Below are 6,622 nucleotides of genomic sequence, written 5' to 3' on the forward strand. Positions count from 1 at the left end.
GCGATCAAGGGCGGCGGCACGATCGGGTGCCACCGCCCTTTTCGTTTGCGAGCCGGTTTCCGGCGTGAAAAATCCTCCCCCGGAGGGGGGGGTGGCAGCCGAAGGCTGACGGAGGGGTAGTGCGCCCCAAGCGACGCAGCTTGCGGCGACTACCCTCCCCGCTTCGCGGGCCCCCTCCCCCTCTGGGGGAGGATTGCACTGGGTCAGTTCGCAGTGCGAGTTTGCTTTCGCCTCGCCCGTTCCTGCGCATCCGCACGCCCCGCGACGAGCCGTGTCGCGCGTTCGAAGCCCTCGCGGCCCTCAGATGCCCCCGCATTGGCAGCGTCCTGATACAGGCCGAGCGCCTTCTCATAGTCTCCGCCCTGCTCGGCGCATAGGCCGCGGTTGAACAGCAGCGAGGCATAGCCCGGCGCCTCGGCCTGCATCGCGTCCCAGCCCCGGCACGCGCCCTGCGGATCGCGCTTGGTCAATTTGACCAGTTCCTTGAACTTGCTCGCCGATTCCTTCGAGAGTCCCTTGGTCCCCTCGCGTACGCGAACCTTGTAGGTATCGACATGCGGCACGATGTCTGCCCGCACCGATCCGGCGATGTCGCGGATCGCGCCTTCGATCACGTCTTCCACCGTCCGGCCGGCACTGCCGCCAGGGCACCAGCTCACTTCTTCACGGAACGGCTTGGCCTCGGAATAGAGGATGCGGCCGTCGGTGTTGCGGACGATGCGGATGTCGGCCTTGACGTCGATGATCCGGCGCTTGCAGCGAATCTCGACCTGCTCCTCCTTGGTGCACTTGCCCTTGTCGTCCTTGGAGACGCATTGCTTCTCCTTCTTGGTGAAGCTGCTTTCGTCGACGCCCGAAGAGACGCTGCCCGAGATCGAGCCCTGGGCGGTGTCGCGGCCGGTGCGCCCGGCGAGCAGCTCGAACTGGCTGCCGCCGAGCGCGCGCTCGATCGCGATCTGCAGCGCGGCGCCATCATTTCCGCCGAAGCGATCGACCGAGACCGATTCGAGAAAGCTCGCCTCGCGATTGTTCGCCGGAAACTCACCGGTGATCTCCAGCACTTCGGCCTGCGCGGCGCCGGCGCAGGCCAGCACCGACGCCATGAGCAACGTCCTGCGATTCATGATTCCCCCCTGTCTTCCTTTCCCCGCACGAAGAGCATCACCTTCGCGGGCGCTTGTCCAGAGGAGTCGGGTTGCATCCCCGTGACACCGATGCTAACCGCGCCGCGACCCATCGGGGCGCCCGTCCGGCGTGCCCCTTTATTTGCATGGGGCGAATTCCGAACCCTCCAAGAGGAACCGACACGCGTGGAGAATTCCGGCGGTATCCAGGCCAGTCTCAGCGGACGCTATGCAACCGCCCTGTTCGAGCTTGCGCGCGATTCGAAGACCCTGACCCAAGTCGAGGCCAGCCTCGCCACGGTACGCCAGGCACTCGACGAATCGGCTGATTTCAAGGCGCTGACCACCAGCCCGCTGATCGCCCGCGGCCCTGCCGCCAAGGCCGTGGCGGCGACCGCCGGCACGCTCGGGCTCGACGCGACCACCACCAATTTCCTCGGCGTGCTCGCGCAGAACCGCCGGCTCGGCCAGCTGCCTGCGATCATCCGCGCGTTCCGCCAGCTCGCCGCCGCGCATCGCGGCGAGACCACCGCGGAAGTGACCTCGGCGCATCCGCTCGACGACGACCAGGTGAGCGCGCTCAAGCAGCAGCTGCGCACCCGGCTCGGCCGCGACGTCAATGTCGACCTCTCGGTCGATCCCTCGCTCCTTGGCGGGCTGGTCGTGAAGATCGGCAGCCAGATGATCGATTCGTCGATCAAGACCCGTCTGAACTCCCTCGCGCACGCGATGAAAGGCTGAAGGCTAAGACAATGGATATCCGCGCCGCAGAAATCTCCAAGGTCATCAAGGACCAGATCGCCAGCTTCGGCACCGACGCCGAGGTTTCCGAGACCGGCCAGGTGCTGTCGGTCGGCGACGGCATCGCGCGCATCCACGGGCTGGACAATGTCCAGGCCGGCGAGATGGTCGAGTTCGCCAACGGTGTGCAGGGCATGGCGCTCAACCTCGAGGCCGACAATGTCGGCGTCGTGATCTTCGGCTCGGACGCCGAGATCCGCGAGGGCGACACCGTCAAGCGCACCGGCACGATCGTCGACGTCCCCGTTGGGAAGGGCCTGCTCGGCCGCGTCGTCGACGGTCTCGGCAATCCGATCGACGGCAAGGGCCCGATCGTCGCCGACCAGCGCAGCCGCGTCGAGGTCAAGGCCCCGGGCATCATTCCGCGCCAGTCGGTCAGCGAGCCGATGCAGACCGGCCTCAAGGCGATCGACGCGCTCGTCCCCGTCGGCCGCGGCCAGCGCGAGCTGATCATCGGCGATCGCCAGACCGGCAAGTCGGCCGTCGCGATCGACGCCTTCATCAATCAGAAGGGCGTCAACGCCGGCAACGACGAGTCGAAGAAGCTCTACTGCGTCTATGTCGCAGTCGGTCAGAAGCGCTCGACCGTCGCGCAGCTCGTCAAGACGCTCGAAGAGAATGGCGCGATGGAATATTCCATCGTCGTCGCCGCGACCGCGTCGGATCCGGCGCCGATGCAGTTCCTTGCGCCCTATACCGGCACCGCGATGGGCGAGTATTTCCGCGATAACGGCATGCACGCGCTGATCGTGTTCGACGATCTTTCGAAGCAGGCGGTCGCCTATCGCCAGATGTCGCTGCTGCTGCGCCGTCCGCCGGGCCGCGAAGCCTATCCGGGTGACGTGTTCTATCTCCACTCGCGTCTCCTTGAGCGCGCGGCGAAGATGTCGGACGCCAATGGCGGCGGCTCGCTGACCGCACTGCCGATCATCGAGACCCAGGCAGGCGACGTGTCGGCCTACATTCCGACCAACGTGATCTCGATCACCGATGGCCAGATCTTCCTTGAGACCGACCTGTTCTTCGCGGGCATCCGCCCGGCGATCAACGTCGGCCTGTCGGTGAGCCGCGTCGGCTCGGCCGCGCAGACCAAGGCGATGAAGAAGGTGGCCGGCTCGATCAAGCTCGAGCTCGCCCAGTATCGCGAGATGGCGGCGTTCGCGCAGTTCGGCTCGGACCTCGACGCCTCGACCCAGAAGCTGCTCAACCGCGGTTCGCGTCTGACCGAATTGCTCAAGCAGGCGCAGTTCTCGCCGCTGCCGTTCGAAGAGCAAACCGTGTCGATTTTCGCCGGTACGCAGGGCTTCCTCGACGGCATCGCCGCGCAGGACGTGGTGCGCTACGAGGCGGCGATGCTCGCCGAGATGCGCAGCAAGCATGCCGGCGTGCTGACCGCGATCCGCGACAGCAAGGACCTCAAGGACGATGTCCGCGACCAGCTCAAGGCCGCGCTGACCGAGTTCGGCAAGACGTTCGCGTAAGAAACTACGGACTGACCCCACCCCGTCCGCCCTGAGCTTGTCGAAGGGCTGCACTTCTTCTTCCCCGGAAGAGAAGAAAGAACGGGGCTTCGACAAGCTCAGCCCGAACGGAATTGTAGGAACGCAATGGCCTCTCTCAAGGCACTCAAAGTCCGGATCAACTCGGTCAAGTCGACCCAGAAGATCACCAAGGCGATGAAGATGGTCGCCGCCGCGAAGCTGCGCCGCGCGCAGGAAGCGGCGGAGGCCGGGCGTCCCTATGCCCAGCGGCTCGAGAGCGTCGTCGCGAGCCTCGCCTCGAAGGTGACGGTGAGCGAGAGCTCGCCCAAGCTGCTTGCCGGCACGGGCAAGGACCAGGTTCATCTGTTCGTCGTCGCGACCTCGGACAAGGGCCTCGCCGGCGCGTTCAACACCAACATCGCCCGTCTTGCCCGCCGGCGCGCGCAGGAGCTGCAGGCCGAGGGCAAGACGGTCAAGTTCTACACGATCGGTCGCAAGGGCCGCGCGGTGCTCAACCGGCTATTCCCCAAGGACTTCCTCCACTCGATCGAGCCGGGCGATCTCGGCAAGCTGCGCTTCGACGATGCCCGCGGCTATGCCGAGGATCTGGTCGCGCGCTACGAAGCGGGCGAGTTCGACGTCGCGCACCTGTTCTACTCGCACTTCAAGTCGGTCCTCACCCAGGAACCGACCGAGCAGCAGATCATCCCGGTCGCGCCGAGCGCGGTTCCCGAAGGCACGCCGACCAGCCAGGCGGCGCCCGCCGCCGTCATCTACGAGCCCGACGAGGAAGCCATCCTCGCCGACCTGCTGCCGCGCAACGTCGCGATTCAGCTGTTCCGCGCGATGCGCGAGAATGCCGCGTCCGAGCAGGGCAGCAAGATGACCGCGATGGACAACGCCACGCGCAACGCGGGCGATCTTATCAAGCGGCTGTCGATCCAGTACAACCGTGCCCGCCAGGCGGCGATCACCACCGAGCTGGTCGAAATCATCTCGGGCGCCGAAGCACTCTGATGCGGCGGGCGCTGCCCCTTTTGCTGACCGCGGTCGCGGTGCTCGGCGCGTGCAAGCCCGCGGCCGATGCGCCCAAGGCCGCGCCCAGCGCCTCGCCGACCTCGACGGCATCGGCATCGGCAGTGCCGGTCGTGTTCGAGAAGGGCTGGAGCGAATTCTGGCGCGACCCCGCCAATGCGATCGACGTGCTCAACCGCACCGGCGCGCGGCTCGGCGCCTATTCGGCCAAGGCCGGCCGCTACCAGGCCGAGGCGATCCCGACTGCGCTCGACTTCAAGCCGACCGACAAGCCGAACACCGCGTACATCACGGTGACCGGCAGCGCGACCCAGCTCGACGAGCTTCGCTACCGGCTCGATCTTCCGCAGCCCGACCAGGGTGCGCGCGCGGCCAAGTCGCTCGGTGAAATGATCGTCAACAGCTTCCGCGTGCTCGGCATGGCCGGTGCGCGCGAGGTCGCCGCCGCGCTCAACGCCGGCAAGGACGCGGTCGGCACCGCCAACGGCGCGACCTTCCGCGTGGCGCGCGAGCCCGCCCCCGAGCTCGGTGCCGGCATCCAGCGCATTATCGTGACTTTTTCCCGCCCCGGGGCTAGTGCCCCCGCCAACAGCTAGACCGCCAAGGATAGAAATAATGGCAACCGCCGCAGACACTCTCGCCCCGCAGGCGACCACCAACAATGTCGGCCGCATCTCGCAGGTCATCGGCGCCGTCGTCGACGTGTCGTTCGATGGCGGCGTGCTGCCCGCCATTCTCTCGGCGCTCGAGACCGACAATAACGGCAACCGCCTCGTCCTCGAGGTTGCCCAGCATCTCGGCGAGAACACCGTCCGCACGATCGCGATGGACGCGACCGAGGGCCTGACCCGCGGCCAGACCGTCACCGACACCGGCAACCAGATCCAGGTTCCGGTCGGCCCCGCGACGCTCGGCCGCATCCTCAACGTCGTCGGCGACCCGATCGATGAGCGCGGCCCGGTCGCGACCGACCTGCGTTCGCCGATCCACGCCAAGGCCCCCGAGTTCGTCGACCAGTCGACCGAAAGCGCGATCCTCGTCACCGGCATCAAGGTCATCGACCTGCTCGCCCCCTATGCGAAGGGCGGCAAGATCGGCCTGTTCGGCGGCGCCGGCGTGGGCAAGACCGTGCTCATCCAGGAGCTGATCAACAACATCGCCAAGGGCCATGGCGGCACGTCGGTGTTCGCCGGCGTCGGCGAGCGTACCCGTGAGGGCAACGACCTCTATCACGAGTTCCTCGACGCGAACGTGATCGCCAAGGATGCCGAGGGCAACGCCATCAGCGAGGGTTCGAAGGTCGCGCTGGTCTATGGCCAGATGAACGAACCGCCGGGCGCGCGCGCCCGCGTCGCGCTGTCGGGCCTGACCATCGCCGAATATTTCCGCGACGTCGAAGGCCAGGACGTGCTGTTCTTCGTCGACAACATCTTCCGCTTCACCCAGGCGGGCGCCGAAGTGTCGGCACTGCTCGGCCGCATCCCGTCGGCCGTGGGCTATCAGCCGACCCTGTCGACCGACATGGGCGCGCTGCAGGAGCGCATCACCTCGACCAACAAGGGCTCGATCACTTCGGTCCAGGCCGTGTACGTCCCCGCCGACGACCTTACCGACCCGGCGCCGGCAACCTCGTTCGCCCACTTGGACGCGACCACGGTGCTCAACCGTGCGATCTCGGAGCTGGGTATCTACCCGGCGGTGGATCCGCTCGACTCGACCAGCCGCGTGCTCGAGCCGCGCGTCGTCGGCCAGGACCATTACGAGACCGCCCGTGCCGTCCAGGCGATCCTGCAGAAGTACAAGTCGCTGCAGGACATCATCGCGATCCTCGGCATGGACGAGCTTTCGGAAGAGGATAAGCTGACCGTCAGCCGCGCGCGCAAGATCCAGCGCTTCCTCAGCCAGCCGTTCCACGTCGCCGAAGTGTTCACCGGCATCCCCGGCGCGTTCGTGCAGATCGAGGACACGATCAAGTCGTTCAAGGCAGTGGTGAACGGCGAATACGATCACCTGCCCGAGGCAGCCTTCTACATGGTCGGCGGCATCGACGACGCAATCGCCAAGGCCAAGAAGCTGGCCGACGAGGCGTAAGTTATCACTAGCCCCTCCCCCTCAGGGGAGGGGTTGGGTGGGGCCTGTCCACGCAGGCGCCGGTCTCGATGAGACACCTGCCCCCCCCCC

The 6,622-nt window shown here is 66.7% G+C and carries 6 protein-coding genes; 5 read left to right on the top strand and 1 reads right to left on the bottom strand.

Annotation, left to right across the window (positions count from 1 at the left end; translation table 11 throughout):
- Positions 1–203: 203 nt before the first annotated feature.
- Positions 204–1,124, bottom strand: a complete 921-nt coding sequence (locus tag AC3WJI_RS14415) for a hypothetical protein (protein WP_492757969.1) — start codon at positions 1,122–1,124, stop codon at positions 204–206.
- A 186-nt stretch (positions 1,125–1,310) separates the two neighbouring features.
- Here AC3WJI_RS14415 and AC3WJI_RS14420 point away from each other — a divergent pair, with 186 nt between their 5' ends.
- From AC3WJI_RS14420 to atpD, 5 genes are all read left to right on the top strand, one after another.
- Complete coding sequence (locus AC3WJI_RS14420) at positions 1,311–1,865, top strand: F0F1 ATP synthase subunit delta (RefSeq protein ID WP_492757970.1); 555 nt, start codon at positions 1,311–1,313, stop codon at positions 1,863–1,865.
- A gap of 11 nt (positions 1,866–1,876) precedes the next feature.
- The gene (gene atpA / locus AC3WJI_RS14425) at positions 1,877–3,406 is read left to right on the top strand and encodes a F0F1 ATP synthase subunit alpha (RefSeq protein WP_492757971.1); all 1,530 of its coding nucleotides are present in this window, start codon (positions 1,877–1,879) and stop codon (positions 3,404–3,406) included.
- 126 nt (positions 3,407–3,532) lie between these two features.
- On the top strand, positions 3,533–4,423 hold the full coding sequence (locus AC3WJI_RS14430; protein ID WP_492757972.1) for a F0F1 ATP synthase subunit gamma: 891 nt from the start codon (positions 3,533–3,535) through the stop codon (positions 4,421–4,423).
- On the top strand, positions 4,423–5,037 hold the full coding sequence (locus AC3WJI_RS14435) for a DUF6030 family protein (protein ID WP_492757973.1): 615 nt from the start codon (positions 4,423–4,425) through the stop codon (positions 5,035–5,037). The genes AC3WJI_RS14430 and AC3WJI_RS14435 overlap by 1 nt, the downstream gene beginning before the upstream one ends.
- Before the next feature lie 19 nt (positions 5,038–5,056).
- A complete protein-coding gene (gene atpD, locus AC3WJI_RS14440; protein ID WP_492757974.1) occupies positions 5,057–6,532 on the top strand; it encodes a F0F1 ATP synthase subunit beta in 1,476 nt (491 codons plus the stop codon).
- Positions 6,533–6,622 lie beyond the last annotated feature (90 nt).

The sequence above is a fragment of the Sphingomonas sp. FW306-1B-B10E genome (genome assembly GCF_058782005.1).

What these genes read in the sequence shown, in the direction of transcription:
- AC3WJI_RS14435 (WP_492757973.1), top strand. Translation starts at nt 4,423, where the DNA reads ATGCGGCGGGCGCTGCCCCTTTTGCTGACCGCGGTCGCGGTGCTCGGC.
- atpA (WP_492757971.1), top strand. Translation starts at nt 1,877, where the DNA reads ATGGATATCCGCGCCGCAGAAATCTCCAAGGTCATCAAGGACCAGATC.
- atpD (WP_492757974.1), top strand. Translation starts at nt 5,057, where the DNA reads ATGGCAACCGCCGCAGACACTCTCGCCCCGCAGGCGACCACCAACAAT.
- AC3WJI_RS14430 (WP_492757972.1), top strand. Translation starts at nt 3,533, where the DNA reads ATGGCCTCTCTCAAGGCACTCAAAGTCCGGATCAACTCGGTCAAGTCG.
- AC3WJI_RS14415 (WP_492757969.1), bottom strand. Translation starts at nt 1,124, where the DNA reads ATGAATCGCAGGACGTTGCTCATGGCGTCGGTGCTGGCCTGCGCCGGC.